General features: G+C 57.8%; 26 protein-coding genes. 17 read left to right on the top strand and 9 right to left on the bottom strand.

Annotated elements, in window-relative coordinates; genetic code table 11:
• The first annotated feature begins 70 nt into the window (after positions 1-70).
• The 7 genes from I5192_RS10340 to I5192_RS10310 all read left to right on the top strand — a co-directional run bounded on the left by I5192_RS10340 (position 71) and on the right by I5192_RS10310 (position 6,337).
• Positions 71-886, top strand: a complete 816-nt coding sequence (locus I5192_RS10340) for a hypothetical protein (protein WP_223116800.1) — start codon at positions 71-73, stop codon at positions 884-886.
• Entirely contained in the window at positions 883-3,009 is a 2,127-nt protein-coding gene (scpA, locus tag I5192_RS10335) for a methylmalonyl-CoA mutase (RefSeq protein WP_223116799.1), read from the top strand. Before I5192_RS10340 ends, scpA begins: the two co-directional genes overlap by 4 nt.
• Positions 3,010-3,118: 109 nt before the next feature.
• Positions 3,119-3,721 carry a VOC family protein gene (locus tag I5192_RS10330; protein ID WP_223116798.1) on the top strand — a complete coding sequence of 201 codons (603 nt, stop codon included), beginning with the start codon at positions 3,119-3,121 and terminating at the stop codon, positions 3,719-3,721.
• Positions 3,718-4,242: a GNAT family N-acetyltransferase gene (locus I5192_RS10325; protein WP_223116797.1), complete on the top strand. Its 525-nt coding sequence runs from the start codon at positions 3,718-3,720 to the stop codon at positions 4,240-4,242. The genes I5192_RS10330 and I5192_RS10325 overlap by 4 nt, the downstream gene beginning before the upstream one ends.
• Positions 4,243-4,251: 9 nt before the next feature.
• On the top strand, positions 4,252-4,932 hold the full coding sequence (locus I5192_RS10320; RefSeq protein ID WP_170392133.1) for a molecular chaperone DjiA: 681 nt from the start codon (positions 4,252-4,254) through the stop codon (positions 4,930-4,932).
• A gap of 3 nt (positions 4,933-4,935) precedes the next feature.
• A complete protein-coding gene (locus I5192_RS10315) occupies positions 4,936-5,928 on the top strand; it encodes an endonuclease/exonuclease/phosphatase family protein (protein ID WP_170594704.1) in 993 nt (330 codons plus the stop codon).
• 37 nt (positions 5,929-5,965) lie between these two features.
• Positions 5,966-6,337, top strand: coding sequence for a hypothetical protein (locus tag I5192_RS10310; protein WP_170512319.1), 372 nt, complete (start codon positions 5,966-5,968; stop codon positions 6,335-6,337).
• Here I5192_RS10310 and I5192_RS10305 read toward each other — a convergent pair whose 3' ends face one another.
• From I5192_RS10305 to I5192_RS10285, 5 genes are all read right to left on the bottom strand, one after another.
• Entirely contained in the window at positions 6,338-7,882 is a 1,545-nt protein-coding gene (locus I5192_RS10305) for a Ppx/GppA family phosphatase (protein WP_170732939.1), read from the bottom strand.
• Positions 7,883-7,932: 50 nt separating this feature from the next.
• Positions 7,933-8,622 carry a DnaA/Hda family protein gene (locus I5192_RS10300; RefSeq protein WP_170392125.1) on the bottom strand — a complete coding sequence of 230 codons (690 nt, stop codon included), beginning with the start codon at positions 8,620-8,622 and terminating at the stop codon, positions 7,933-7,935.
• A complete protein-coding gene (locus I5192_RS10295) occupies positions 8,623-9,696 on the bottom strand; it encodes an AI-2E family transporter (protein WP_170392915.1) in 1,074 nt (357 codons plus the stop codon). It abuts the gene before it with no gap.
• A 90-nt stretch (positions 9,697-9,786) separates the two neighbouring features.
• A complete protein-coding gene (locus I5192_RS10290) occupies positions 9,787-10,761 on the bottom strand; it encodes an isopenicillin N synthase family oxygenase (protein WP_170420768.1) in 975 nt (324 codons plus the stop codon).
• Positions 10,761-12,158, bottom strand: coding sequence for an FAD-dependent oxidoreductase (locus I5192_RS10285; RefSeq protein WP_223116796.1), 1,398 nt, complete (start codon positions 12,156-12,158; stop codon positions 10,761-10,763). The genes I5192_RS10290 and I5192_RS10285 overlap by 1 nt, the downstream gene beginning before the upstream one ends.
• 132 nt (positions 12,159-12,290) lie before the next feature.
• Between I5192_RS10285 and proS the strand changes: the two genes are divergently transcribed.
• On the top strand, positions 12,291-13,631 hold the full coding sequence (gene proS, locus I5192_RS10280; protein WP_170818770.1) for a proline--tRNA ligase: 1,341 nt from the start codon (positions 12,291-12,293) through the stop codon (positions 13,629-13,631).
• A gap of 30 nt (positions 13,632-13,661) precedes the next feature.
• Here the strand turns inward: proS and I5192_RS10275 are convergent, their stop codons facing one another.
• The gene (locus I5192_RS10275; RefSeq protein ID WP_170563856.1) at positions 13,662-14,018 is read right to left on the bottom strand and encodes a hypothetical protein; all 357 of its coding nucleotides are present in this window, start codon (positions 14,016-14,018) and stop codon (positions 13,662-13,664) included.
• A 392-nt stretch (positions 14,019-14,410) separates the two neighbouring features.
• Between I5192_RS10275 and I5192_RS10270 the strand changes: the two genes are divergently transcribed.
• Positions 14,411-15,697 carry a lipoprotein-releasing ABC transporter permease subunit gene (locus tag I5192_RS10270; RefSeq protein ID WP_223116795.1) on the top strand — a complete coding sequence of 429 codons (1,287 nt, stop codon included), beginning with the start codon at positions 14,411-14,413 and terminating at the stop codon, positions 15,695-15,697.
• Positions 15,690-16,376, top strand: a complete 687-nt coding sequence (locus tag I5192_RS10265) for an ABC transporter ATP-binding protein (RefSeq protein ID WP_170392116.1) — start codon at positions 15,690-15,692, stop codon at positions 16,374-16,376. The genes I5192_RS10270 and I5192_RS10265 overlap by 8 nt, the downstream gene beginning before the upstream one ends.
• Here the strand turns inward: I5192_RS10265 and I5192_RS10260 are convergent.
• Positions 16,360-16,797, bottom strand: coding sequence for a DMT family transporter (locus I5192_RS10260; RefSeq protein WP_170661955.1), 438 nt, complete (start codon positions 16,795-16,797; stop codon positions 16,360-16,362). The genes I5192_RS10265 and I5192_RS10260 overlap by 17 nt on opposite strands.
• Positions 16,798-16,894: 97 nt before the next feature.
• Between I5192_RS10260 and I5192_RS10255 the strand changes: the two genes are divergently transcribed.
• Complete coding sequence (locus tag I5192_RS10255; RefSeq protein ID WP_170392112.1) at positions 16,895-17,302, top strand: cytochrome c; 408 nt, start codon at positions 16,895-16,897, stop codon at positions 17,300-17,302.
• 5 nt (positions 17,303-17,307) lie between these two features.
• Here the strand turns inward: I5192_RS10255 and I5192_RS10250 are convergent, their stop codons facing one another.
• Positions 17,308-17,994 carry a hypothetical protein gene (locus I5192_RS10250; protein ID WP_223116794.1) on the bottom strand — a complete coding sequence of 229 codons (687 nt, stop codon included), beginning with the start codon at positions 17,992-17,994 and terminating at the stop codon, positions 17,308-17,310.
• Between the two features lie 42 nt (positions 17,995-18,036).
• Positions 18,037-18,699 carry a DNA-3-methyladenine glycosylase I gene (locus I5192_RS10245; protein ID WP_170635993.1) on the bottom strand — a complete coding sequence of 221 codons (663 nt, stop codon included), beginning with the start codon at positions 18,697-18,699 and terminating at the stop codon, positions 18,037-18,039.
• A gap of 334 nt (positions 18,700-19,033) precedes the next feature.
• Between I5192_RS10245 and I5192_RS10240 the strand changes: the two genes are divergently transcribed.
• The 6 genes from I5192_RS10240 to I5192_RS10215 all read left to right on the top strand — a co-directional run bounded on the left by I5192_RS10240 (position 19,034) and on the right by I5192_RS10215 (position 26,115).
• On the top strand, positions 19,034-19,984 hold the full coding sequence (locus I5192_RS10240) for an ABC transporter substrate-binding protein (protein ID WP_170392106.1): 951 nt from the start codon (positions 19,034-19,036) through the stop codon (positions 19,982-19,984).
• Positions 19,985-19,994: 10 nt separating this feature from the next.
• The gene (locus tag I5192_RS10235) at positions 19,995-21,044 is read left to right on the top strand and encodes a glycine betaine/L-proline ABC transporter ATP-binding protein (RefSeq protein ID WP_223116793.1); all 1,050 of its coding nucleotides are present in this window, start codon (positions 19,995-19,997) and stop codon (positions 21,042-21,044) included.
• Positions 21,041-23,104, top strand: a complete 2,064-nt coding sequence (locus I5192_RS10230) for a proline/glycine betaine ABC transporter permease (protein WP_223116792.1) — start codon at positions 21,041-21,043, stop codon at positions 23,102-23,104. Before I5192_RS10235 ends, I5192_RS10230 begins: the two co-directional genes overlap by 4 nt.
• Positions 23,105-23,209: 105 nt before the next feature.
• Positions 23,210-23,875, top strand: coding sequence for an NnrU family protein (locus I5192_RS10225; protein ID WP_223116791.1), 666 nt, complete (start codon positions 23,210-23,212; stop codon positions 23,873-23,875).
• Positions 23,876-23,947: 72 nt separating this feature from the next.
• A complete protein-coding gene (locus I5192_RS10220; protein ID WP_170625269.1) occupies positions 23,948-24,484 on the top strand; it encodes a DUF2478 domain-containing protein in 537 nt (178 codons plus the stop codon).
• Positions 24,485-24,642: 158 nt separating this feature from the next.
• On the top strand, positions 24,643-26,115 hold the full coding sequence (locus I5192_RS10215) for a glycosyltransferase family 39 protein (protein ID WP_223116790.1): 1,473 nt from the start codon (positions 24,643-24,645) through the stop codon (positions 26,113-26,115).
• Positions 26,116-26,178 lie beyond the last annotated feature (63 nt).

Here is a 26,178-nt window from a genome sequence, read left to right as displayed (position 1 = left end):
CCATGCGTATTTATCAATTTGCCTACAAAACGCGCCGTTCCCGCGGCCTTCGCGTTGGGAGAGTAGGCCGATGGAAGTGATCCTGCATTGTGGCGCGCATCGGTGTGCAAGCACCAGTTTCCAGAACTATCTAAGCCGGAACGTGCAGGTCCTTGCAGATCAAGGTCTGGCGTATTGGGGGCCGGAGCGAACACGCTCCAATGGCCTCAACAGCTTGAACAAATTGACGCCTGAGGTCTGTGATGGATTACGCCGCGAGTTGGACGTATGTCAGCAAGACGGCGCGACGCAACTGTTGGTCAGCCAAGAGAATTTCGTGGGCTCAATGAAGCGCAATATTGCCTTTGCCTCGCTCTATCCAGGTATGCAGGAACGTGGGCAGCTTTTGGCAAGGGCATTTGATGGAAGAGTCACCAAAATTGCTTTGAATATCCGCGCGTTGGATATGTATTGGTCTTCCGTGGCCGCCTATAAGTTCAAACGTGGCAGCGCCCCAATAGAGCCCACAAAGTGGACCCGCATCGCGCAAAGCAAGCGGAGCTGGCGAGACGTCATCACCGATATTAGCCACGCCTTCCCGGGCGTCCCATTACTCGTTTTGCCGTTTGAGGAATTTGCGGGTCATCAACAGGCGCAGCTTCAGGCGCTGACGGGTCGCACCGCGCCCGAATTCAGCGATGGCCTTGCGTTGAATGCTGCGCCCAAACCCACGCCCCATGGTCTGACCGCTGAACAGGCGATGCAGCTTTGGGCTGATTATGCCGATGATCTGGAATGGCTTGCCTCGGGCGCCGATGGGAGGGCTGAACTGATCTGCCGGACAGATAGCAATGCACGCGGGGTCGCCCCCGCCGAAACCAGAATTGAACAGAGGAAATCGACATGACCGACACCAACGACTGGCAGGTGCTGGCTGAAAAAGAGCTGCGCGGCCGACCTTTGGGCGATCTGACCAAAGAGACGCTGGAAGGCATCGAAGTCAAACCGCTTTACACTCAGGAAGACACGGCTGATCTGCCGCATATGGGCTCGCTTCCGGGCTTCGGTCCGTTTACGCGCGGCGTAAAGGCGACGATGTATGCAGGGCGCCCTTGGACGATCCGTCAATATGCAGGCTTCTCGACGGCTGAAGAATCGAATGCATTTTACCGCCGCAATCTGGCGGCCGGCCAGCAAGGTGTCTCGGTCGCCTTCGATCTGGCGACTCACCGGGGTTATGACAGTGACCATCCCCGTGTGGTGGGCGATGTCGGCAAAGCCGGTGTGGCCATCGACAGCGTTGAGGATATGAAAATCCTGTTCGACGGTATCCCGCTGGACAAGGTTTCAGTCTCAATGACGATGAACGGGGCAGTGATCCCGGTTCTGGCCAGCTTCATCGTTGCAGGTGAAGAGCAGGGGCATGACAAGGCCGTGCTCTCGGGCACCATTCAGAACGACATTCTGAAAGAGTTTATGGTGCGTAACACCTATATCTACCCGCCCGAGCCTTCGATGAAGATCATCTCGGACATCATCGATTACACTTCGAATGAGATGCCCAAGTTCAACTCGATCTCGATCTCGGGCTATCACATGCAAGAGGCCGGGGCGAACCTGGTGCAGGAACTGGCTTATACGCTGGCCGACGGGCGCGAATATGTGCGCGCCGCGACGGAATCAGGCATGGACGTGGATCAGTTCGCGGGTCGTCTGTCGTTCTTCTTTGCCATCGGCATGAATTTCTTCATGGAGATCGCGAAACTGCGCGCCGCGCGCACCCTTTGGCATCGGGTAATGACCGAGTTCGGGGCGAAATCCGAACGGTCGAAAATGCTACGAACTCATTGCCAGACCTCGGGCGTGTCGCTGCAGGAACAGGACCCCTATAACAACGTGGTCCGCACCGCCTATGAGGCCATGAGCGCGGTTCTGGGCGGCACACAGTCACTGCATACCAACGCACTGGACGAGGCGATCGCGCTGCCAACCGATTTCTCGGCACGTATCGCGCGAAACACGCAGCTGGTGTTGCAAGAGGAAACCGGCGTGACCGATGTGGTCGATCCGCTGGCGGGCTCTTACTACGTCGAAAGCCTGACCAACGAGCTGGTCGAAAAAGCCTGGGCTCTAATGGAAGAGGTCGAGGAAATGGGCGGTATGACCAAGGCCGTTGCTAGTGGCATGCCCAAGCTGCGGATCGAGGAAAGCGCTGCGCGCCGTCAGGCCATGATCGACCGGGGCGAAGAGGTTATCGTTGGGGTCAACAAGTATCGCAAAGAGCAAGAAGACCCGATCGATATTCTGGACGTCGATAACGTGGCCGTGCGTGAAGCTCAGGTCGCGCGGCTGGAGCGTATCCGTGCAACGCGCGACGAGGCGGCTTGCCAACAGGCGCTGGACGCCCTGACAAGAACCGCCCGCGAGGGAGGCAACCTGCTTGCCGCCGCCGTCGAGGCCGCCCGAGCCCGCGCATCCGTAGGAGAGATCAGCATGGCAATGGAGAAAGAGTTCGGTCGCCACCGTGCCGAAGTGAAGACCCTGGCCGGTGTTTACGGTGCGGCCTACGAGGGTGACGAAGGTTTTGCCGCGATTCAGAATTCCATAGAAGAATTCGCCAAGGCCGAGGGGCGTCGCCCGCGTCTGCTGGTGGTCAAGATGGGGCAGGACGGCCACGATCGAGGGGCCAAGGTGATTGCCACTGCCTTTGCCGATATCGGGTTTGATGTGGATGTCGGCCCTCTGTTCCAGACGCCTGCAGAAGCCGCACAGGACGCGGTGGACAATGATGTGCATGTGATTGGGATCTCTTCGCAGGCTGCGGGGCATAAGACATTGGCGCCTCAGTTGGTTGAGGAACTGAAAAAGGCGGGGGCTGAGGACATCATAGTCATCTGCGGTGGGGTCATTCCGCAACAGGATTACCAGTTCCTTTACGATCACGGTGTGAAGGCGATCTTTGGTCCGGGAACGAACATCCCTGAAGCGGCACAAGACATCTTGCGTTTGATCGGCGAAGCCAAAACCTGACGCCGGCGCCAAGATTTTTCGTACGAAAAATCTTGTGATTTCGCCCCTTTGCGGAAAACATGCGACCAGACCCAAATGGTCTGATCGTTTGTCATCAGGAGGCGTCTTCATGTTACTGGATCATCTGGCTGTTGCGGGCGAAACGCTTGAAGAAGCTTCTGACCATATCGAACAGGCGCTGGGCGTACGGCTTCAGGACGGCGGCAAGCATGAAAAATTCGGGACGTATAATCGACTTTTGGGCTTGCGGGATGGGCTCTATCTGGAGGCGATTGCGATCGACCCCGAAGCCTCCAAACCGCAAAGGACGCGCTGGTTCGATCTGGACCGGTTCACCGGATCACCCCGCCTGACCAACTGGATTTGCCGGGTTCCGGATATCGAAGCGTCACTGACCGTTTTCCCTGACGGCGTCGGACAACCTATCGATCTGAACCGAGGCGCGCTGCGCTGGCGTATGGCAGTCCCCCCAAGTGGACGTCTGCCATTTGACAACCTCTTTCCGGCGCTTATCGAGTGGCAGGGTGATCTGCATCCGGCGCAAATGCTTCAGGACAGTGGCTGCCGGTTACGCCGCCTTATAGTGTGCCATCCGGATGCAATCGACTTAGCCAAAGGTTTGGGGGCGTTGGAGAATGTCGCGTTTGACAGCGGCCCGGCTGCATTGCGCGCTGAATTCGAAACACCGCACGGGTTGCGCGTGCTGGAATGAACATCCGGCAGGCCAGAACCCAAGATGCACCTGCGATTAGGGCGATCGCAAACGCGATCATCAGAGATACGCTTATCACGTTCACCAACGATGAACGCAGCGTAGAAAGCGTGGCCGCAGAGATCGAAACCAAAGGCCCTGCTTTTCTCATCGCCGAGCGCAGTGGTGCCGTCGAGGGGTTTGCGACCTATGGCGCCTTCCGCTCGGGACCGGGATATGCGCAGTGCCGCGAACATTCGATACAGTTGGCACCCGAAGCCAGAGGCCAGCATGTTGGCCGTTCGTTGATGGAGGCTCTTGAAGCCATCGCGCGGGAGGATAACGTGCATGTCTTGGTGGCGGGCATTTCATCGGCCAACCCCGCAGCCATCGCCTTCCATAAGGCAATTGGCTTCAAGCAGGTGGGACGCATGCCTGAAGTGGGGTTCAAATGGGGGCAGCGGCTGGATCTTGTCCTGATGCAGAAAATACTCGGCCCGCAGTCATCTGTCGCACCTGACAGTCGTGACAAGGCACGCTAGGGTGCGCCCATGTCGATCTGGTCCAGAATAGCCGACGCGCTGAACGCGCTTGCCCAGGGCGAAAGCCTGACTGCGGTGTTTGAGAAACTGCGCACGCCGCCAGAACGTTCGGTGGCCTTTGCGATTGCTGTCGTGGCGCTTGGCGCCAAGATGGCCAAGGCCGACGGTCAGGTGACGCGGGATGAGGTGACGGCTTTCCGTGAAGTGTTTCAGATCGCGCCCGAAGATGAAGACGGGGCGGCCAAGGTCTTTGACATGGCACGGACAGACGTTGCTGGATATCAGGACTATGCCCGCCGGATTGCCCGCATGTTCGCCGAAGATAGCACCACCCTGTGCGATTTGATGGAAGGGCTGTTTCACATTGCTATGGCGGACGGGTTCTACCATCCGAACGAAAACGAGTTTTTGGAAGAAGTCAGCCGCATTTTCGGCCAGACCGACGCTCAGTTCATGGCCCTGCGCGCGCGTTTCGTACCGGATGCGCCGAAAGACCCCTATACGGTTCTGGGCGTTCCCCGCGACGCTCCTCTGACCGAAATTCGCAAGGTTTGGCGGCAACTGGTGCGAGAAACTCACCCCGATGCGATGCTGGCACGCGGCGTTCCGGAAGAGGCGGTGCGGCTGGCCGAGAAAAAGATGATCGACATCAACCGCGCCTGGGATGAAATCAACGGCGCTCGGGTCTGATCCGTGCGGTTGGCGACCTACAATATCGAATGGTTCGCCAACCTGTTTGATCGCAATGACAGCCTGATTGTCGATGGCAGCTGGTCAGGGCGTCACGATGTGACCAAGGCCCGGCAGGTTGAGGCGATCGCAAAGGTGCTGACGGCGATCGATGCCGATGCGATGCTGATCGTCGAAGCCCCCAACACAGGCAAGTCTCAGAATACCGTCCGTGCCTTGCAGCGATTTGCCGAGGCGTTCGGTCTGCGTACAAGCCATGCAATCATGGGATTTCCCAATGATACACATCAGGAATTGGCCCTGCTTTATGATCCCGAAATTCTTACAGCCAAACACGACGCAAGGGAGGCCGAGAACGCGCCGCGTTTCGATGCCGAGTTCCGGATCGACCTGGATGTGGATGCGACCGAGGATCTTGTGCGGTTTTCAAAGCCTCCGATGGAATTGGCGATCCAAACAACCTCAGGGCAGGAGTTTCGACTGATCGGGGCGCATCTGAAGTCCAAAGCGCCCCATGGCGCTGCATCGCGGGATGAGATGATACGAATTTCGATTGCCAATCGCCGTAAGCAGTTGGCGCAGGCGGTATGGCTGGGTCGACGGGTCCGACATCATTTGACGGAGCAAGAGCCGGTGATTTTGCTGGGCGATCTCAATGACGGACCCGGACTGGATGAGTTCGAACACCTCTTCGGTCGATCGTCGGTCGAGATATTGTTGCAGGCGGGGCTCTATGATCCTCATGCGGCACGGGCATTGGAACTGCGCCCCGGTTCCGTCCCAGCAACTGCACGATTTGCGCGGCCGAATGAGGGACGGTATCTTGAGGCGTTGTTGGACTACATCATGATTAGCGAGGATTTGCGCGCCCACCACCCGAACTGGCGCATCTGGCATCCGTTTCGCGATGCCGCCTGCTGGGGCAACCCCGAGCTGAGGGATGCCTTGCTAACCGCATCCGACCACTTCCCGGTGACGTTGGATATCGACCTCTGACCTTTCAACACTCGGCACGCTCGCTTATATTCAAGCTATGCTACGTCTCATGCTGATCAGCGCTATTTGTACCGCCTTGGCCCTGCCTGCCCAAGCACAGGACGATTCGGGTAAGTCGCTGATGGAGCGGGGTGCCGAGTTGTTTCTGGAAGGCTTGCGGCAAGAGATGGAGCCCACGATCGAAGACCTGCGTGGATTTGCGGACCAATTTGGTCCGGCTTTGCAGTCTTTCATGCGGGAAATGGGTCCGGCGCTGGCTGAGTTGGCTGCTCAGGTGCAGGATTGGAGCGCGTATGAATCGCCCGAGATGTTACCAAACGGCGACATTATCATCCGCAAGAAGCCCAAAGATCAGCCCGAAGAAGTTGTGCCGGAAGAAGAGACTTCTAACGGTTATACCGATATCTGATTATCCGCGAATGATCACTTTGGGTTCTGATTTCAGCGCGCCGGCCAACGAGTTAAAACGGGCCTCGGCGACTTCGTTGAACAATGCGCCTGCCGATTTGGGCAGACGCAGTTCGAGCTTTTGTTTTTTGGGATAGTAACGCATCTTGCCCATGGCTGCGTCGTGCTGCATCCAAAGCATCGCTCCGAACCGTAGTGCTTTGCCTAGGATTTCGGCCTGTTCTTGGCCGCGTTCTTCGAGCAGTTCGTAAAGCTCGGTAAAGCGGCTCCCTTCACGTTTGTTGCGATATCGGTGTTGCAAAGCGAGCCCGATAAAGATCCGCTCGGAATGTTTGATCCCGCTCATGTTGGCGCGGGTGACATATTCGAAACAAGCCTCGGCCCGGTAATCTGGATGCGCACGCCAACTGACGTCGTGCAGCAGACAAGCTGCCTTGATCAGGCGCAGCATCGGTTCCGGCGCCGAACGGAACAAGGGCATGACAAAATCGAACAGGTGTTTGCCGAAACCGGGCAAGCGCGCGTCTTTCGCTTCGGCAAACCGGCAGGCTTCGATCAAAGGATCCCGGTCGCGCAGGCGTTGCGGCATCTGTTCATACAGCAATCCTTCGCGGATGCCGTAGCTTGAAATCGCGATGTCCTTTGGTTTGAACGTGCGGATCAGGCGTGAAAGCACATCCATTGCATAGGGGATCAATGCCATACGCGATCCCGACACACCGGCCAATGCGCGCAATTCATCAGGATCATTCTGTTCGATGAACTTGATGGTCTCGCGTACCTGACTTTGTGTCATGCGGTATTCGTGCAGCACGTTCAGCGGATAGCCTCGGCGCAACATGTCCAGACGTGCGAAGGCGCGCCAACTGCCGCCGACCAGAAACAGCCGATCACGTTGAGGGCCCATCCGGTCGCGCATCTCTTCCAGCGTCTTCTTGATATGCTCCTTACGCGCCCGGCGACCGCCTTTGATATCGCGCAGCTTGAGCGGCCCCAGGGGCGAAGTCATGCGACGTCCGACCTTGCCGCCTCCGATCTCAGCGAGTTCGACGGACGAGCCACCGATGTCGCAGATCAGCCCATAAGCTCCGGGCCAACCCAGCAGCACGCCCTGAGCTGAGAGCCGTGCTTCTTCCTCGCCATCGACAACGTTGATGATCAGGCCGGTTTCGGCTTTTGCCTGCGCGCAGAAATCCGGTCCATCGCTGGCCTCGCGCACCGCAGCGGTGGCGACCGCGTGCAGGGCGGGCAGGCCGAGGTCTCTGGCAAGATGCTGAAACCTGTGCAAGGCAGCCAGCGCCCGTTTGCGACCTTCAGGGTTCAGTCGGCCGGTCTCTGACAGGCCGGCGCCCAGTTCGCACATCACCTTTTCATTGTAGAAATAGGCCGGTGAGCGCGCCGCGCCGTCAAAAATCACCATCCGGACCGAGTTCGATCCGATATCGACAACCCCGACCCGGGAAAGTGCACGGGCGCCCGGATCTTCGAACAGCGGCCTTCCGAACAGCCCGTGATCCGGGAAATCAGTCTCGGCAATCTTGGTCATGGTGTCCCCAGGTCTTTTGCGCGACAGGATGCGAGATCACCCTTGTCCGGTCAATTGCAGGCATCCGATTGTTCGGCTTCTGTGTTCAATAGACGCACCGCCAGCGCACGGGTGATGTCGCGTTTTTCGGTCAGCGCAATTTCGTCCAGCTGTTCGACGACGCGGGCGGCGGTTTCAAAGCTGCGATTCATGTGCTTGACCAGATAGGCTATGACATCAGGCCCCGGATTGAGCTGCCGGTCGGTGAATAGCTTCGCCAGCACTGCGCCCAGCAACGCATCGTCCGGTCCTTCAAGCGACACATGATGCGCACCTTCGGCCCGGCTTTGCAGATCGGCCAGCGGCAGATGCCACAGTTTCGGCGTCGTGCGCCCGGTCATCAGCAAGGCGTGGCCCTCGGCCAGAACCAGATTGTGCAAATGGAACAGAGTTTTCTGCTGCTCGACGTCCGCCGCGATTACTGGCACATCTTCGACCGCCACCGGACCGCGCGCCAGGTCCGGCACGTCGTCATATCGAAGCGCGGCGGCTTGTACGATTCGACCGCCGGTCTCGCCGGCCCAGACATGCGCCAGATGGGTCTTGCCCGATCCTGCAGGGCCGCTCAGCACCAGTTTGTTGCCAGGCCATGAGGTGGCAGAGATCATCGCAACAGCTAGCGCATTAGCAGGCGAGACGAAAAAGTCTTCGCGGCCCAAGGCAGTCTTGGACGGCAGATCAAAGCTGAGCTGCATGGCCATTTATTCGTCTTCCTGATTGAGCCCTTCAAGCCCGGTATATAGGCGGCTGTGCAGATACTGCTCGGTCGCAAACCGTGCCAGCACACCCAAGGCAGCCGCTACAGGTACTGCGATCAGCATTCCGACGAAGCCGAACAGCGCGCCGAAGACCGACAAGGCCAGCAGCAGCCAGACCGGGTGCAGGCCCACCGAACTACCGACAAGTTTGGGCGTCAGGAAGTTGCCCTCGGTCACCTGTCCGATAGCAAAAATACCGGCGACCAAACCGATATGTGCCCAATCCCCCCAGAACTGAAACAGGGCCAGGCCTATGGCCAGGGTGCCTCCGATCAGGGCGCCCAAATAGGGGATGAAGGTTACCAGCCCTGCAATGAAGCCGACGATCAGGCCGAATTGCAGACCGACCAGCATCAATGCGACAGCATAGTAGGTGCCGAGGATCAGGCAGACGGTACCCATTCCACGCACGAATGAGGCAAGAACGGCGTCGATTTCACCAGCAAGTCGTTTGATCGTGGGGGCGTGATCACGGGGCAAGAGCTCTCCGATCCGGGTGATCATGCGATCCCAATCCATCAGCAGATAAACCGCGACAACCGGTACGATAACCAACAGGACGACAACATTTATCGCTGAACCCAATGAGGCCAGAACGGTTTGCAGCACATCGCCGGTTTTTGATTTCAGCGTCTCGCCAAATGACACCAGCATCTGGTGGGTATTTGATTCGCGATCGAGCAAAGCCGGGAATTGTTTCTCAATAAAGGCGCGCAGTTCTTTAAAAAGGCTTGGCAAAACATCAATCAGATCCAGTAGCTGTGTGATCAACGCGGGCACAACCATAAGAATCATCAAAACAAAACCAAACACGCCGACAACGGTAATGATCCCGGTCGCAGCCATGCGCGAAAGGCCGAGTGTTTCCAGGCGGTCCGCAACGGGATCAAGGAAATATGCAATCGCACCACCGATCACAAAGGGCAGCAAGACATCGCCCAACAGGTACAAAAGCAGCACGAAAACAGCGGCGGCAATGCCCCAGTATCTAAGCTGATCCTTCACCGGCAAGGCCATGGCGCAATCCCTCGTTTGCACAGCATTGCCGTGTTCTTGGCCCATGACGCCCGGCGATGCAAGCGGTTCATGGCGAGCGATTTTTATACCCTAGTCTGTCAGAGTACCCAGTTCCGGTGTCTCACCTGTGGCCATTTCATCAGGCCAGTTGGTGCGCCAGATTTCCGCCGACCAGTGTCCGCAATGTACCTTCGGGCGATCAAAGCCGGGCAGGGCAGGCAGCAGTGGCGCAACCACCACATCGTGGCGCGGAACGGCGAAATAAGGGAAGGAATAGCGTTCACGCCCGGATCGATTAACCACGCGATGCGGGGTCGATTTCAACCGCCCGCCCGACCACAGTTCCAGCATGTCGCCGATATTGACCACGAAGCCGCCGGGCGGGCAGTCCGGTGTGATCCAGCCGCCGGTGCGGGTCTGCACCTCAAGTCCTCCGACCGGATCGGGAGCGATTATTGTCAGTGCGTCGGTGTCCTTATGCGGATGAATTCCATAGCCACGCTCATCCGGGGATTGTGGCGGATAGTGTAGCAGGGTCATGTTGGTCATCGGGTCGCGGAAGGCGTCGCGTAGTGTGTTGGGCGGGATTTTTAACCCCACTTCCAATGCACCCAGCAAAAGATCTGTTACGCCATCAAGCTGTAGCCAGTAATCCAGTATTACCGCGCGGGCCTGGGGCACTTCTCGGGGCCAGATATTCGGGCCGTAAAGTGCGCATTCAACCCGGATCGGCGCATCTTCGGCTGCTTCGAAATGCAGCTTGTACCCTTCGTACTTATCCGCCGCGCCCGAGCCGTCATTGGGCGTGAAGAACCCCATCGGAATGTACCCACGATAGTTTTCGCGGGTGATGGCCTGATCCCATTTTCGGGCCTCGTCGATATCAAAGATCGCACTGACACACTCGCGCACCTGCTCGATGTGCTCAGGCGCGATGCCTGTTCCTGTGATCGACAGAAACCCGATACTGGTGCAGGCATCCATGATCTGCGCGACCGTTGCTTGATACAGCGGACTAGAAGGATCAGTCAGCGGGCTGATATCTATGGTCGGAATATGCTCCATTAGGTAATTCTCACGCCTTGTCGTTCCAGTTCCTGATGCACAGGAACAAGGTTCATGCTGTCGAGATCTTGATTGCTTTTCAAGGATAACGCCGCAGCGATCCCTGCGCCCTGACCCATCACCGCGCAGCAGGACATGTTGCGCGTCGCGGCGTGAGCGACCCGATCCGCGCCATGGGACCTGCCCGCAACCAACAGGCCCTTGATCCCTTTGGGCAGCATCGAGCGATACGGAATCTGCATATATCGCCCCGTGGTCGGCAAGATCAGAATGCCGTAGCCATCGATGAATTCAGGGTAGATACCGATGGAATCCTCGAACCGGCCCTGATGTCGGGCATCGGTTTCGGTCATGTTGTAGACGGCATCGATCTTGCGCGTATCCCGAATGCCGATGGTCATTCCGAAATTGCGTAGACGTGCGTTTTCGCACCCCGGCATGAAACGGCGGAGGGCATCAATGGCCAGCATCGCCTGTCGGCGGCCTTCGATTTCACCAAAGGTCAGGCTTTCGGGGTCGGTTCCATCGATCTGGTCCATATGAATCAGGTTCATATAGGTCAGTTCTCCGGTATCGTGCATCGCCCCCCAGGTCCCCGCGATCGTGTTCAAATGAGCCGGTATCAGGCCCTCATCAATCGCCTGCTGGAAGGGTTTCTTGACGAAGGGCGAGAACATGTCGTCCTCTTTGCCCGAGGTTTCGATATTCCATTCGCCACCGCCACCCCAGTCTTTGTAGGTCTGCGGGTCGGCTTTGACACCTTCAATAAAGGCCCGTTTGTCGACACCGGCCAGATGGAACATCACTGAGGCCGCCATCATGTCCTCGCGTGGCGTCTTGTGGGTCGGGGCGCCCGCGCGATGCGCTACATCTGCATCCCCTGTGGCGTCGATGACAACCTTGGCCAAGATCGCCTCACGCCCCGCTTTGGATTCGGTAATCACCCCAGTGATGCGATCCCCCTCCATGATCGGGGCGACGAATTGCCGGTGCAACATCGGATGGACGCCAGCCTCTTCAACCAGCTTGTCGGCCACCAGTTTGAAGCCCTCGCTGTCGAGTTCGTAGCTGAGCGATTGGCTTTCAGGCACCGCTGCACCCATCTCTTTGGCGCGGGTTTCGAACTCCATGCCGATGCCACCGGCCTCGACAGTTTGTTCGTGGCGATACCAGGCAAAGCCTTCGACGCCGACTGCCGTAATATTCCCACCCATGCAACCGAATCTATCCATCAAGGAAACTTCGGCCCCAGCGCGTGCGGCAGCCAGCGCTGCTGACAATCCAGCGGGGCCCGAGCCGACAACCAATACGTCGGTCTGGTGAACAACGGGGATCTGGCGGGCGGGTTCGGTGATTGTTTGCATTGCTGCCTCGCGGTTTAACGTTTGCGCCAACATTGAAAACCCCAACGCTCGGGTCAATCAAAAAACCGACTGCGCATGGGTCGCAAAACACCGATGTGCGATTGCCCCCGGCTAGGCTTTGGAATAATCACCTTGCAGCGAAATTCTCACCCGTAAGGTTACGTTATGCGCCTCAGCCGTTACTTTCTGCCCGTTCTCAAGGAAAACCCCTCGGAGGCTCAGATCGTCAGCCACCGGCTGATGCTGCGTGCCGGGATGATCAAACAGGCCGCCGCCGGGATTTATTCCTGGTTGCCATTGGGCTTCAAAGTTCTGCGCAAGCTGGAGAACATTGTGCATGAAGAGCAGGCGCGGGCTGGGCACATCGCGATCCAGATGCCGATTCTGCAATCAGCCGACCTGTGGCGCGAATCCGGTCGTTATGACGATTATGGCCAGGAAATGCTTCGCATGCAGGACCGCCACGGTCGCGATATGCTGTACACGCCAACCGCCGAGGAACTGGTGACCGACATCTTCCGCGGCCACGTGAGCAGCTACAAAGACCTGCCGCTGACGCTCTATCAGATTCAGTGGAAGTTCCGCGATGAAATCCGCCCACGTTTCGGCGTGATGCGGGGGCGCGAGTTCTACATGAAGGACGGATACAATTTCGATCTGACCAAAGAAGACGCGCTGCACGCCTATAACCGCCACTTGGTCAGTTATCTGCGTACTTATGAGCGGATGGGTCTGCAGGCCATCCCGATGCGCGCTGATTCTGGACCTATCGGCGGTGACTACACGCATGAGTTCCTCGTACTGGCCGATACCGGCGAGTCCGAGGTCTTTTATGACAGCGCGGTCACCGATCTGACCTTCGGCGATCGTGAGATCGACTATGATAGCCGCGAACAGTGTCAGGCGATCCTCGAAGAGTTCACCTCTAAATACGCCCGCACGGACGAAACCCACGACGAAGCCCTGTTTGACCAAATCCCCGAAAACCGCCGCCGCGTGGCGCGTGGTATCGAAGTGGGGCAGATCTTTTATTTTGGCACCCAGTATTCCGAAGCTCTTGGAGCGACTGTGCAAGGCCCGGATGGCAAGCCGGTTCCGGTGCATATGGGCAGCCACGGCATCGGCGTTAGCCGCCTGATCGGTGCGATCATCGAAGCCAGCCATGACGATAAGGGCATCATTTGGCCCGAAGGCGTGACTCCATTCCATTGCGGCATTGTGAACTTGAAGCAAGGTGATGAAGAGGCGGACGCGGCGTGCGATAAACTCTACAGCGCGTTGACTGCGCTGGGGCTTGAGCCGCTTTATGATGATCGGAATGAACGGGCAGGGGGCAAGTTTGCCACCATGGACCTGATCGGTCTGCCGTGGCGCATCACAGTGGGCCCGCGTGGTCTGAAGAACGGTGTGGTCGAACTCACCAGCCGCCGTACCGGCGAAAGTGAGGAACTCAGCCCCGAAGCGGCCGTCACCAAGATCGCAGAAATCTATGAGGGCATCGCCTGAACAAGGCGGTGCAACGTTCGGCGGTTTAGCTCAGGAAGCTGAGGTCGGACGTGCGGTCAGGAAATCGCCGTCCGCTTCGCTGCCGCGTGCGACCACGATCGGGCGACCAAAGCGGCGTACAAGTTCCGCCAGTTCGAAGCCCAGAAACCGCAATCCACAGACGCGTTCGTCAGTGGTGCGATCCGTGATGCACAGCCGCCCCTGCCGGAAAGCAAGGCGATAGCCTTTGTCCCGCAGTATGTCGGCCAACCCGGCCCAGCTTGCTGCGCTTGTGAAAACTGGCCTGATCGCTGCCCGCAACAATGCGGCGCTTTCGCAATCCAGTTCTGTTGCTGCTGAACGGGCAGTAATCGGGCCCGTACCTTCCATATGTTCTTGAATACCCATGAGCGTGCCTCCGCCCTTAAACTCTTAAAATGTGTCCCCCACACAAATAGGGTGACAAAGTTTCTCACACTAATCAATTTGTGAAACAATATTTCGCACCTGAATGTTGCGATTGTGACTCAGTCGGGTGCTGATATCTCACATTGACTTCATAACTGAAACAATAAGCCCTTGTCTGTGAAGGGGTTCACAACCATTGGTATAATTTGCGGCCAGTGATTTCTCGCGCTGCCGCTGATGAGTTGGCGCTTGGGGCAAATGATTCGTTTCAAACTGTTCTTTTCGCCCCTTTATCGGGCGCAGTAACGCCGAACCGGTGTCCGCACGATAACTGGCTTGACCATCCGGCGAAATGTCGAAAGGGTCGCGAAAAATCTGAACCCGAGGCAGGAATGGCCAAATCTCCCCCGCCCTTTGCCCCTTTCGAATGGAAAATCGCCTGGCGATACCTCCGTGCCCGTAGGGCCGAAGGGGGCGTTAGCGTGATGACCTGGATCTCGCTGATCGGGATTACGCTCGCTGTGTTCGCTCTGATCGCGACGCTGGCTGTTCGGTCCGGATTCCGGTCAGAATTCGTGGGCACTATTCTTGGGGCCAACGCACATGTCACGGTGTATTCCGCCGGAGAAATCGATGCGCAGGGGCGGCTAGACCGCACCATCACGGATTTCGATGGAATGGCCGAGCGGATCGCGCAGGTGCCGGGGGCCGAACGGGCAGCACCGCTTGTCAAAGGGCAGGTGCTGATCACCAATGCGGACCGCAGTTCAGGCGTGCAGGTCTTTGGCATTCGTCCCGACGATCTGGCCGGGTTGCCCGGTATTGCAGAAAGCGAAGAGGCCTATGGTGACCTGTCACGGTTCCCGGACGGCATCGCCATCGGCTCGGGGGTGGCGCGGGCCATCGGGGCGACGGTGGGGGATCGGGTCAAACTGACCTCGCCCAACGGTGTCAAAACCGCATTTGGCACATCTCCCCGCGTGAACGCTTATGAGGTGGTCTATGTCTTTTCTGCCGGGCGCTATGACATCGACCGCACGCGCGTCTACATGCCGTTTGCCGAGGCGCAAAGCTTTTTCAACCGTGAAGGCGTGGCGGACGAGATCGAAGTGATGGTCGAGCGCCCCGAAGAGCTGACCCCGATCCTGATTCCGATCCTTGAGGCCGCAGGTGAGCGCAGCCAGATATGGACTTGGCAGGATGCCTCAGGAGGATTCCTGCGAGCGCTGGAGGTCGAAGACAATGTGATGTTCATCATCCTGTCGATCCTCGTGCTGATTGCAGCAATGAACATCGTCTCGGGGTTGATCATGCTGGTGAAGAACAAAGGGCGCGACATCGGTATCTTACGCACCATCGGGCTCAGCGAAGGATCAGTGCTGCGGGTGTTCTTCATTTGCGGGGCCTTTACGGGAATCATCGGAACAGCGATGGGCGTCGTACTGGGCTGCCTCTTCGCTATCTATATCGATCCGATTTTTTCCTTCGTGAACTACGTCATGGGTGGCGGCGTCTGGGACCCGTCCATTCGCGGCATCTACGCATTGCCCGCCGAATTGCACCTGTCTGACGTCATGAAAGCGATAGGGCTGTCACTTGGCCTGTCTTTCCTTGTCACTTATTTCCCGGCTCGTCGCGCAGCGCGGCTGAACCCGGTTGAGGCGCTGCGCTATGAGTGATGTGACTTTGAGGCTCAGCGGTCTGACCAAGACCTATCTGCAAGGCACCCCAGGAGAGGTGCAGGTTCTGCGCGGTGCCGATCTGGAGCTGCGCGCGGGTGAGGCTGTGGCACTGGTTGCGCCATCCGGGGCGGGCAAGTCGACCCTACTGCATATCGCGGGCCTGCTGGATATCCCGGATACCGGCGAAGTCGAAGTCGCAGGGCAGGGCGCGACGGGCAAAGGGGATCGCACGCGCACAGCGATCCGTCGGCGCGATGTTGGCTTCGTCTATCAGTTCCACCATCTGTTGCCTGAGTTTACGGCGCTGGAGAACATCGTGTTGCCGCAACTGGCAAACGGTGCTTCCGAGAAAGCAGCGCAAGCCCGTGCGATGCAGTTACTTGATCGCGTTGGCGTCGCTCCGCGCGCAGATCACCGGCCAGCAGCCTTGTCGGGCGGAGAACAACAGCGCGTGGCCTTCTGCCGGGCACTGGCAAATCAGCCACGTGTGCTGCTGGCGGATGAGCCAACCGGCAATCTGGACCCCGATACCTCGGATCAGGTGTTTGCGGCCCTTATGGCGCTGGTCCGGGATGAGGGGCTTTCGGCGCTGATCGCGACGCATAACCTTGATCTGGCGGCGCGGATGGACCGGATGTTGCGGCTGGAGGGTGGCGTGCTCAGGCCAGCTGAGTGATTGCGACCCCGATTGCCATCACCGTAATGCCTCCGGCCCGCATTAATGTCAGCGGCGTAACCTGAGCGCCGAACAGACCGAAATGGTCAATCGCAGCTGTGCTGATCAACTGGCCGAGCAAGACGAAAAACACCGCATTGCCCACGCCAAAATGTGGGGCCACATGGGTGATTGATAGCACATAGAAGGCGATTAATACGCCGCCCAGCAGCAGATGTTTGGGGGCTTGGGTGAGTTTGGCAAAGGCATCGGATCCACCGAGTACCAACAGCGCCAGCGCTGAAGCGACAAAGGCGATCGCGAACAGGACGACGGCGGCCGCATTGGGTGAGCCGATCAACCTGCCCAAGGCTGCATTCAGAGCGGCGAGGATGGGAACGCCGATTCCGGCGGCCAGCATGATGGCTGCGTATTGTGTCATTGCCTTTTGTCCCTGCGCCTATTTCGTTGATCTGGATCATTGCGCCAGCGTGAACTCCCGGCAAGTCTCGATTTGCCAGGCAGGAGGGAGAAAAGTGATGATCCGATCAATACTTGGCGCGGGCGCGCTGACAGTACTTACCATGATACCACAGGCCTCTTCAGCTCAGGACGTGGAAACCGGGGCCGAGCTGTATCAGCACTATTGCGCTACCTGTCATGGGCTGGATGCAACGGGGCATGGGCCAATGGCCGGGGTGCTGGTGATCCAGCCGACAAACCTGAGAACGCTGGCCGATGCAAATGGTGTATTTCCGACAGCGCGCGTCGTGGCGCGGATTGACGGGCGCGAACCGTTGGTCAGCCATGGCAGCCCGATGCCGGTTTATGGCCCCTATTTCGAAGGTAACGACACCGCGATCAAAACGCCGGAAGGGCAGCCAATCCTGACCAGCAAGCCAATCGTGGATCTAGTGGCTTACCTGAAGACCCTGCAAGTAAACTAACAAGCTCAGCGACAGATGCCATTAATCTCTGCGCCCGCCCAGGGTATCAGGACGGAGCTTTCGCGCCTGCTACCGGGCAATTTCGAGACTTCAAATTGGGCGCTTAGCATATCGTGCAGACGCTTGGTTCGAGGTGCGTCGGGGTCGAGCGCCCGGCAGCAAACATATTCCTCGACGATGGCGCCCTGCTGTTCGTAGCCATAGGCCAGAAAATCGGGCGAAGTATCAAGGTCGAACAGGTAAGGATCGTCCTTCCGGCCATGCTCTGCCGCAGCGCGGAACGGGTGATAACCAGTTGTCTTGCGATTTTGCCACTGCCAGACATGGGTTAATTCATGCGCAAGCAACATTGCCCCGATCAGGTTCACCTGATCGGGGTACTGGCTCATGTAGTCGTCCAGATACCAGTCCTTCGTGAAGTATACATGATTGAACAGCGCAACGCCCGCGGGTTTGCCGGTCACGGTTTCCTCTTTGACAGGTGGTAAGATTCGTTCACGGCAGGCAACCCGAGGGCGGGCTTTGCGGGTAAATGTAACCGCTGCGACGGGGGCACCCTCTACCAATCGCACACGATCCAGATTCAATGTGTCACCGTGGATTTTACTGACAAATGCGCGCTCGTGATCGGTTAGAGGTCGACCACAGGCTACAAATAGAAACAGCAATGAAATCAACAGGGGGCGGATCATGGCATTAAGCCTAATGCGGCAGCTCGGCGCTGCAAGTCGTTTTCAAAGGCTCATCGCCAGAACCCGGCTGATTTCCGTCAGCGATCGCCCGGATTGTCCCATCCATGTATTGAACGCGGCCTGCACCGCGGCCATTGCTTTTTTGGAGGTTGCAGGTTTGTCGATAACGCCCTCAGCGATCAGACGAGCTGTTACATCTTGGGACAGAATAAAGCTGTCCCGACCGGCAAATCGCATAGCATACTGCGCCGAAGCACCGCCAAGCCGCGATCCGCGCTTGGCGAGCATCTGTAGCAAGCCGACATAATCCTGTGATGGCCACCCGCCCAGAATTTGCCCGACGCCACCTTCCGCGCGGAGTTCCAGCAGAAACGCGGCATTGTCGCGCACTGTGGCAATCTTGGTTCCGTTGCGGACAATGCGGGTGTCCTGCAGCAGTGCGTCGAATTTCTCGTCATCCATGAATGCGCAGCGTCCAATGTCGAAGCCGTCAAATGCCGTTTCGAATCCGTCCCACTTCGATTCGATCACTTTCCAGTTAAACCCTGCCTGGAACACGGTTTTCGTAATAAGCGATAACCAGCGATCATCTGACATCGCCACCAATTCGGCGATTGGTTTAGGCTTGCTTAGCTTGCTTTCCAGTTCGGCGGGGCCGCCGTGGCGATCAGCCGATATCTGGTAGATCTTTTCAAAGTGACGCATCTCCCAGACCCTCCCTTATCCAGATGCTGCCTTATTAAGAAGATTTGACAAGGCAAATCAGATCTTGAGATGAAGCGCGTGTTTTATATTGACTAGTCAATCAATATCTTTGACGGTTCCGAACTGACGGTGTTAAGTGTGTGTATTGCCGAGTGGAGCAGCAGGGATGGGTCGTGGTTTAACGCTAGATGAAGCGCGTCGGACCCGGAACAACTGTTCCCTTTCCTTTTTCGGCTAAACTTGTGCATGTTGCGAAATGTGCTGTGACCACAAATGATCCTGGGCGGGCTCGATATCGCCATGGGGCAAACGTAAAAAACAGGGAGTTGTTGTTATGAAAAAGCTAAGCGTAAGCTTTTTGGCTATCGCAGTGGCCGGGGCGGCCCATGCCGCAGATATGGGCGCGGTCGATGAACCGATCAAGCTGGCGATCAACGAATGGACCGGTCAACATGTGACCACCCATGTGGCAGGTGAGATGCTGAAGGCCGCCGGTTATAACGTAGAATACGTGACCGCCGGGATGATGAATCAGTTCCAGGCGTTGGCCGATGGGGACATTGACGCGACATTGGAAATCTGGTCGTCCAACGTGTCCGACGAATACGCCAAGAAGATCGACGAAGGCACCGTTGTTGAAATCGGCGATCTGGGGCTTGATGCCAAGGAAGGCATTGCCTACCCGGCACATGTAGCGGAGCTGTGCCCGGGCCTGCCTGCGTGGGAAGCGCTGAAAGAGTGTGCGCAAGTTTTTGCTACGGCTGAAACTCTGCCCGGTGGCCGTCTGGTCGATTACCCAGCGGATTGGGGTACGCCCGGCGCGGATCGTATGACCGGTCTTGAATTGCCGTTCAAAGCGGTCCCCGCGGGTTCCGAGGGCGCTTTGATCGCCGAATTGCGCGCCTCAACCGAGCGCAAGTCGCCGTTGCTGATCACCTTCTGGCAGCCACATTGGGCGATGTCGGCATATGACGTACAGTTTGTCGAACTGCCTGCAGGCGAAGAGGCGTGCTTTAACGATCCGTCTTGGGGCCCGAACCCCAACGCAGTGAATGATTGCGATTTCTCGCCGTCACGTATCTTCAAGGCCGGTTGGAGCGGCATGGCAGACAAGTGGCCCGCTGCCTATGAAATCCTGACTAACTATCAGCTTTCGGTCGAAGACCAGCAGCCAATGATGGGGGCGATCGACGTAGATGGTGGCGCGGTCGAAGAAGTCGTCGCGGCATGGATGGCCGAGAATGAAGACAAATGGCGCCCCGTCGTTGACGCGGCAACGCAGTGAGTCCGCTTAAGTGACTGAAGCGAATACGCCAGCCATCGCCTGCCAGAATCTCTGGCAGGTGTTTGGCCAAGGTGCCGACAAAGCTCTGACCGACGCGCTGTCTCGGTCAGGGAGTGACGCTGACAAAGCCGCCACCGATTTGCGCGAACAGGGGTTTATCCCCGCCGTTCAGGATGCCAATTTCGAGGTCAAAGAAGGCGAGCTTTTTGTCATCATGGGCCTGTCCGGCTCGGGCAAATCGACGCTGATTCGTTGCATTTCGCAACTTCTGCCCGGTACGGGCGGCGAGATCCGTGTGGATGGCGAGAATGTCATCGGTGCATCAAAGAGGACCCTGACTGAACTAAGGCGCAAGAAGCTGGGCATGGTTTTCCAGCATTTTGGCCTGTTCCCTCATATGACCGTGGCCGAAAACGTGGCTTATCCGCTGCGTGTGCAAGGCGTCGGTAAAAAGGAACGTTTGGCGCGTGCGCAGGAAGTAATCTCGCTGGTCGGCTTGGAAGGCCGCGAAGATAGCTTTCCCCGGCAGCTTTCGGGTGGTCAACGCCAACGCGTAGGGATCGCGCGCAGCCTTGCGGTGAATCCCGATATCTGGTTTCTGGACGAGCCGTTCTCGGCCCTTGATCCTTTGATCCGCCGCCAGCTGCAGGATGAATTCCTACGCATCCAGGCGACGTTGAAGAAATCCATCGTCTTTATCACTCACGACATTCAAGAGGCGCTGAAACTGGCCGACCGCATCGCCATTATGCGCGATGGCAAAATCGTTCAGATCGGCACGCCGACGGATATCGTGCTGCGTCCGGTAGACGACTACGTGCGCGAATTTTCTAAGGACGTGGCCAAAGGCCAGCATGCCAAGGTTGCTTCGGTCATGCGTGATGATGCTGATCGTGGACCGGATGATCCGGGCTTGACCACATCCATGACGCTCGACGCGGCGCTCGCACATTGCATGGAGCTGTATGAACCCGTTCCTGTCCGCGATGCAGACGGCAATATTGTCGGTACGGTTCATCCGTCCGATCTCGCCGCAGCCCTGCAGGTGGATGAAGCATGACCGCTGTGACGGATATCCCCGCGCGGCAGGCCCGCCTGACGGCTGGGACGCAGGCCGCGCTGATTACCCTTGTCGTTGGCGCGGTTTGCCTTGCGCTAGAAGGCGTCGCCCCATGGCTGGTCACATGGCCCAAAGAATGGGAACTGCCTGCAACACAATGGGTTGGTGCGTTTCTCGACTGGTTTCTGAATGGCATTAAACCGGCGATGCGGCTGTTTTCGGACCTGATGACTTATCCGATGAATGCTGCAAACTACGTGCTTGGCAGCACGCCCTGGCCGATCTTGATTGGGGTCGTCACTGCGCTGGGTTGGTATCTGGGCGGTCTGCCGATGGCGGCGCTGGGGTTCTTTGGCCTCAGCTTCGTTCTGGCTTCAGGCTATTGGGCCGAGAGCATGAATACGCTGGCCCTTGTCGCCGTATCTGTCCCCGTGGCGCTGATTATGGGCGGGGCTATCGGTATTCTTGCCAATGAAGTGCCACGTGTGAAGGCCTTTGTTCAGGCAGTACTGGACATCATGCAAACGGTGCCGACCTTTGCCTATCTGACGCCGCTGCTGCTTCTGTTTGGCTTCGGTCCGGTGGTCGGCCTGATCGCTTCGGCCATCTACGCCGCGCCACCTATGGCTCGCAACGTTATGCTGGGGCTGGAACGGGTAGAGCCCGAAATCAAAGAAGCTGCGATCATGTCCGGCGGGACGCGCTGGCAGCAGCTCTTTCAGGTCGAAATTCCTGCTGCCACGACTCAGATCATGGTTGGTGTGAACCAATGCCTGATGGCCGCCCTGTCGATGGTGATCATCGCCGCCGTCATCGGTGGCTTCAACGACATCGGCTGGGAAGTTCTGTTAACCATGCGCAAGGCGCAGTTTGGTGAATCCCTCATGGCCGGTCTGGTCATCGTTGTCTTCGCAGTGATCATCGACAGGATGAGCGGCACTTTGGCGACCGAGCGCAAGCGATATGACAGCCGCGTTGTCTGGGCGATGCTGGGCTTTGCAGTGCTATTTACCGCTGCCTTCTGGTCCCGGTTGCCGAACCCGTCTGGCCTTACAGTTCTGGACCCGATGGCCGAGGCGATTGACATCGGCCTGACCTCATTTACGCAGGCTAACGGGCCTTGGCTGGACGCACTCAAGAACAACTCTCTGTTCTATGTGTTGTTGCCCTTGCGGATCGGTCTGGACCAGGCTGTACTACCGTTCACCTGGGGGTTCCAGTGGACCCCGAGCATGAGCTGGGGTCTGTTCGCCGCCGGTGCGGCTATCGCTCTGCTGATGGCATGGCGCGGGCATCTGACCGGCGGTCTGATCGTTCTTATCCTGATCGGAATGCTGGAAACCGGCATATCAAACCTGCCTTGGCCGTTTGTCCTGACGGGCGCGGCTGCGCTGGGTTGGGTCGCGGGTGGCTGGCGTCTTGCGGCGCTGTCGGTTGGGCTGCTGTGTACCATCCTCGTTTCAGGCCTGTGGGAGCGGGCACTCCTGTCGCTCTACCTCAGCGGTGCCGCAGTGTTTTCCTGCGCAGTGGTCGGAGGGATGATCGGTCTTGCCAGTGCAGTTTGGGGACCGGTCTGGAAAGTGGTTCGCCCGATCTGTGATATGCTGCAGACGATCCCACTGTTTGTGTTCCTGATCCCGGTTCTGATGGTGTTTCAGATCGGTGAGTTCTCGGCCTTCCTAGCGATCTGCGCCTACGCCATCGTCCCGATGATCCGCTACACGCGACACGGGCTGGTCAACACACCCGAGGAAATGATGGAAGCCGCAATCTCCAGCGGCGCGACCGAGTGGCAGATCATGCGCGACGTCCGCGCGCCCTATGCCGCACCGACCATCCTACTGGGGCTGAACCAGACCATCCTCTATGCCTTCGCCATGCTGGTGATAGCGGCACTGATCGGGACAACCGGTCTGGGCCAGTCGATTTATCTGGCGCTGGGGCAGGCGGATGTGGGGCTTGGCATCTCGGCCGGTGCCGCCATGGCGATTTTAGCACTGATCGCTGATCGTATGGTGCAGGGTTTTGCCGAGGAACGCCGCAAGGCGCTGGGCCTGTAAGACAGGGCAGGGGCGGGTAACCGCCCCTTTGCCCTCACTTGATTTCGGACAAAGACCAGCGCGCTGTCACGGCCTAAACCGGGCGCAACACGTTCGGAGATTACGATGACTGGTTGGGGCCTTTTCCTTGCTGCACTTGCCACATTCCTACTTAGCCACATGATTCCAGCACGCCCAGCAGTGCGCGGCTGGCTGATCGGTACGATGGGAAAGCGCGCATATTTCGCCAGCTATTCAATGATTTCTCTAGCAGTTTTGGCCTGGTTGATCATCGCCGCCGCAAATGCGCCCTATGTCGAAGTAATCCCGCCGCTTCCAATCTTTCGCTGGGTGCCTTTGCTGGTCATGCCTATAGTCTGCTGGTTGGCCATTGCGGGCCTGTCGATCCGGAACCCGTTCTCATTCGGAGGGCTGGGGCACCGTCCGTTCGATCCCGAAAACCCTGGAATCCTGCACACGACGCGTCATCCGATACTTGCGGCGTTGATGCTATGGGCTTTGGCACATCTGTTGGCCAATGGAAGCCTGTCGCATGTCATCTTGTTCGGCTTGTTTGCTGGCTTTGCGGCGATGGGCATGGCGCTCATTGATCACCGCACCGCGCGCAATTTGGGGACGGAATGGGTACGCCTTTCCCGCAATACGGCGCGCCTGTCACTCAGCGCGCCCCGCCCTTGGCCCAGCCTTTGGGTCTGGTTGACTGCTTTGGCTTCTTACGCGGTTCTCCTCCACCTGCACGCATCTGTGATCGGGCTTTCTCCATTGCCTTAATGGATGAAGGTGGTCGGACAAGCCGGCGCGTGCTATCTGAAACGTCATCGACTGAAATCTGAGGTCCAAAAAATGCATCTGGCCTATGTAACGACAACCGATCGCGGTGCGACTGACCGCCTGCTTAGCGAATTTGCGGATGGTCTTGTGCTGGTCGGAACACCGATTGCCGGGGTTGTGCAGACCAACACCGAATGTGCCGACGGATATAAATGCGATATGGATCTGAAAGTCTTGCCGACCGGGGAAACCATTCGCATCTCACAATCCCTTGGCAAGAACGCTCGGGGTTGCCGTCTGGATCCGGCTGAATTGGAACGGGCCGTCGGCCTCGTGACGCGGTCGCTTGAGGATGGCCCTCAATTGCTGATCATCAACAAGTTCGGAAAGCACGAGGCGGACGGGCGGGGCTTTCGCCCAATTATCGCCGACGCACTAGAGCGTGAGATTCCCGTCTTGGTGGGCGTCAATAAATTGAACATTGAAAAGTTTCAGGAATTCGCCGGCGGCATAGCCGAGGCGCTTGGCCCCGATGTCAGCAGCCTGACTGAGTGGTTTGACAAAATATCCCAAACTGACGTTCAACCCGCCGCGGCATCTGGCGGCTGAAGCCCAGGCATCCATCTGCTGAGCCGCGCGCATTGTTTCACGCGCCCAACTGCCGCAAAAATGGTGGACTTGAGCCCACACATCGGGTCTAGCTTCGGTCAAAGTTGCAATCCGGCGGCCAGATATCCTGGGCGAGTGCCGACGAAATGGGCTTATCCATGATCGAAGATCAGTGCGCCTCAGATGAGCGATCTCTGGAAGCCGCTTGCGGAGTCGATGACCCGGCAGCAAAGCAATCCCGTCTCGATGGGTTGATGTCGACAGATCGCTTCTGGTTAAGCATAGTAACGGCTTACTTTCTGCTTCATGTCGTATTGCGAGTTGCAACCGGCGGCGCGCTTGGTCTGGATGAGGCTGAGATACTTCTTGATGCGCGCCGCTTGGAATGGGGCTACGGTCCGCAACTGCCACTTTATGCATGGCTGCAATGGGGCATCTTTCAGATAACCGGTCCCGGCATATTAGGGCTGTCACTGCTGAAGAACGGGATGCTTCTGGCGACGGTTGTCACGCTGTACCTGACCATACGAACCCGTCATGCGCCACTGTGGGCAGGGCTGTCGGTCCTGTCACTTCTGATGCTCTATCAGTTTAGTTGGGAGGCGCAACGCGCGCTGACGCATACCGTTCTGGCCAATCTCTGCTCGGTTCTGACCTTCGCGATGATTTGGGGGCTAATTCGCAAACCGACGACTTGGGGATTCGTCTTGCTGGGCGTAGTCGTGGCAATGGGAAGTTTGTCAAAATACAACTATGCGATCGCGCTGCTGGCCATGTTGCTGGCGGCTTTCAGTGCATCTGAGACGCGCAAGCCTCTCTGGTCGCCTCGACTGCTGCTTTCGTTGGGTGTCGCCGCATTGCTTGTCACACCACCGATGCTATGGGTTCTGAACAATCCCGAACACGCATTTGCAAGCGCGCGCAAGTTGGACATGAGCAGCGATGGCCCAACCACATTGATCGCGCTGCAAGGCTTGGTTGAGCTGGCCTTGGCGTCGGCTGGGTTTGTATCGCTCTTGCTGATCGTACTGGGCGTCCTTTGGTCGATCTATCTCAGGCAAGGGGTGGCCGCCAAAGGCGATGATCTGTGGCGATTGATGACGCGTACTCTGGTCTGGGCGTTGTTACTTATGGCGGCTGTAGTGCTTGTGAGCGGAAGCACCAACGTAAAGGATCGCTGGCTGCAACCGATATTGATTTATGCCGGTCCCGTGCTGTGTTTGTGGTTGTTACCGAGTGCAGGTCGTAAAGGCGTAAGGCGATTTGCCCAGGTCAGCGCCGTTCTGGCGGTGTTTATTGGACTGGCGATGCTGCATCACAATCTGGCAGGGGATGCCAAACGCGCGGCCCCTTTCGCTACTTTGACCTCTGAGGTAATCGCGCAAACAGCGCCCGAAAATGCAATTGTTGCTGACAATTGGATTTCCGGAAACATGGCCTATTTTGCGCCCGATTATCCTGTTTACAGCGATCGGGACCCGCGCGCGCCAAATGCTGCTCTTCGGGTTTGGGAATCGGCTCGAAATGCCCCGAAGGACGTCGACCCAGCACAGGTGAAAACCTTGGTTGCGCCATACCGCTTTGACAACAACGAAGAGATGTCGCTGTCATTTGGACCTGTATCGCAATAGCGCCGGGACCATGGAAGTTGACATCGAACGTTGCTATCACCCAGATATCGGCCCGAACGAATG

Origin of the sequence: Ruegeria sp. SCSIO 43209 (genome assembly GCF_019904295.1) — a bacterium.
In the GTDB taxonomy this organism is placed as follows: Bacteria; Pseudomonadota; Alphaproteobacteria; order Rhodobacterales; family Rhodobacteraceae; genus Ruegeria.
The sequence above is the reverse complement of the archived record's forward strand: the minus strand, read 5'-3'. Positions and strand labels throughout refer to the sequence as shown.